This window comes from Virgibacillus sp. DJP39, from assembly GCF_049310925.1.
Taxonomy (GTDB): Bacteria; Bacillota; Bacilli; order Bacillales; family Amphibacillaceae; genus Virgibacillus_F.
Window position 1 is genome coordinate 1 of record NZ_JBMERP010000161.1, and the last position, 2,017, is coordinate 2,017.

The 2,017-nt window shown below is 37.2% G+C and carries 3 protein-coding genes; all 3 read right to left on the reverse strand.

Annotated features, from left to right (window positions below):
• Nucleotides 1–152: 152 nt before the first annotated feature.
• Nucleotides 153–353: a hypothetical protein gene (locus ACOI1D_RS21405; protein ID WP_422504219.1), complete on the reverse strand. Its 201-nt coding sequence runs from the start codon at nt 351–353 to the stop codon at nt 153–155.
• A complete protein-coding gene (gene istB / locus ACOI1D_RS21410) occupies nt 350–1,105 on the reverse strand; it encodes an IS21-like element helper ATPase IstB (protein ID WP_422504221.1) in 756 nt (251 codons plus the stop codon). The genes ACOI1D_RS21405 and istB overlap by 4 nt, the downstream gene beginning before the upstream one ends.
• A partial coding sequence (locus ACOI1D_RS21415) for a Mu transposase domain-containing protein (protein ID WP_422504223.1) occupies nt 1,105–2,017 on the reverse strand: 913 nt, incomplete at its 5' end. The genes ACOI1D_RS21415 and istB, both read right to left, overlap by 1 nt.

Below are 2,017 nucleotides of genomic sequence, written 5' to 3' on the forward strand. Positions count from 1 at the left end.
TGAGTATTGCGGACAGATTGAGCCAGCTGTGCGGAGTTTTGAGCCACCGTTTGCGGAGAAAAGAGCCAGTGAATGCGGAAGAGAGAGCCACATGGTTTTAAGGTTAAAATAATAACGAGGCATTGGAATGGCCATTCCAATGCCTCGTTATTTCATTTAAATTTTTTATCTTCTAACTGTTCTATTATAATTTCAATAGCCCAACGGACGAGTTCATCAAAGTCTAACTCCTCTATCTCCGTGCATATACAAGGTGGTAATAGTTTATCTACTACTTCTTTCATTATTTCAGCAGGTAAATAATTATGGAAAAAGTACTTCGCTACGCGATTTTCAACTTCTTCAGGAATCATTTCACTACTCCCAATCCATGACGTTCTCTCATTGAAACTTCACCATCTACTAGGATCTTATGAGAATCATGAACAATACGATCAAGAATCGCATCAGCTACTTGTGCCTGTCCTAGCTTTGAGTGCCAACCTTCTGGTGAAAATTGTGAGCAGAAAATAGTCGAGGCTCGTTTTAATCTCGCCTCAATGATTTCCAACACATGAAGTACATGCTCCTCTGAAAGCTCGGTTAATAACCATTCATCAAGTATCAATAGGTCGATCTTCTTATACTTTTGAATGATCTTACGGAAACTACCATCAGCTTCATACTTCGCTACAGTCAATTCATCAAGTAATTCTGGTAATCTGATATACTTTACTTTATAAAGTTGCCGACATGCATGGACCCCAAACGCATTAGATATCCATGTTTTTCCGTTCCCGGATGCCCCCATTAAAATAATATTATGGTGATTTTGAATGTAGTTTCCTGTTGCTAACTCTAGAATTAATCTCTTATCTAGATTCCGATCAGGATGATATTCTACATCTTCTATAGCTGCAGTTGGCTCATTAAATGTTGCTTGTTTAATTAGTCGTTCGAGTTTATTAGATTTACGACGATCATACTCATAATCTACCAAAAGGTTGAAACGATCATCAAAATCCATGCCTTGATATTCCTTATTCTGCCCTTGTTGCTGATATACTTCTGCCATTGCACCCATTTTCATTTCAGTTAACTTACGTAACGTTTCTTGATTCATCATTATTTATTCCCCCCAAAATATTTAGCTCCACGTACAAATGCATAGTTATCGCTGTTCGTTTGTTCACTATTTGTATTTGCCTTTTGTTTTCGCTTCTTACTTCTTTCAAGCACACCCTTTAATACAGAAACCGTTGGGTTTGTTGCTATTTCTAGTAATATTTGCGTTGCATTTTCGATTTCATCTTTCGGGTATTTTGTTGATAGATTTCTTAATGTGCTAAGGATATTTAATGCTTTCTTTTCAACATTCATTTCTAAGATATAAGAAACAAATTGCACCATAGAAGTTCCAATCGTTTCTGCCCATTTGCGATTGTTCTCAGGATTATGTTCTAGATATAATCGATGATTATCAGGCATATGGTCGATGTTTGTAGAATATTGACCTATCTCACCATTTAGTCTTTTATGGGATGCAATTCGAGCTTCTTTGAAGTAAACTTCAATTAGATCCGTGGTTAGTCGCACATCGACTTGCTCACGGACATAATCATACGGAACGGAATAATACATGCGTTCAACTTGGATGTGGTAGTTCAGTTGAACTTTTGCTGATTTCCATTCCGTAAGTTTGTAACGTGTTTGAGGAAGCTGTTGAAGGTAGGATTTCTCTTCTTCCTCAAACACCTTTTTACGAGAACCAGGTCGTTTTTGAAAATCAATCGTATTGATTTCTTCTAGCTTTTCAAAGATTCGTTGATTCAAATCTTCGATATGAAAACAATGATAGTTTCTTAATGGAGCTATGATTTGTCGAGATATATATCCAACTGTTCCCTCGACACTTGCTTTATCTTTTGGTTTTCGGACACGGCTTGGAACAATTACCGTACGGTAATAATCTGCTAGTTCACGATAGGCTTCATTGAGAACAGGCTCACTCCTAAGGGCTTTTGTAACTCCCGTTTTC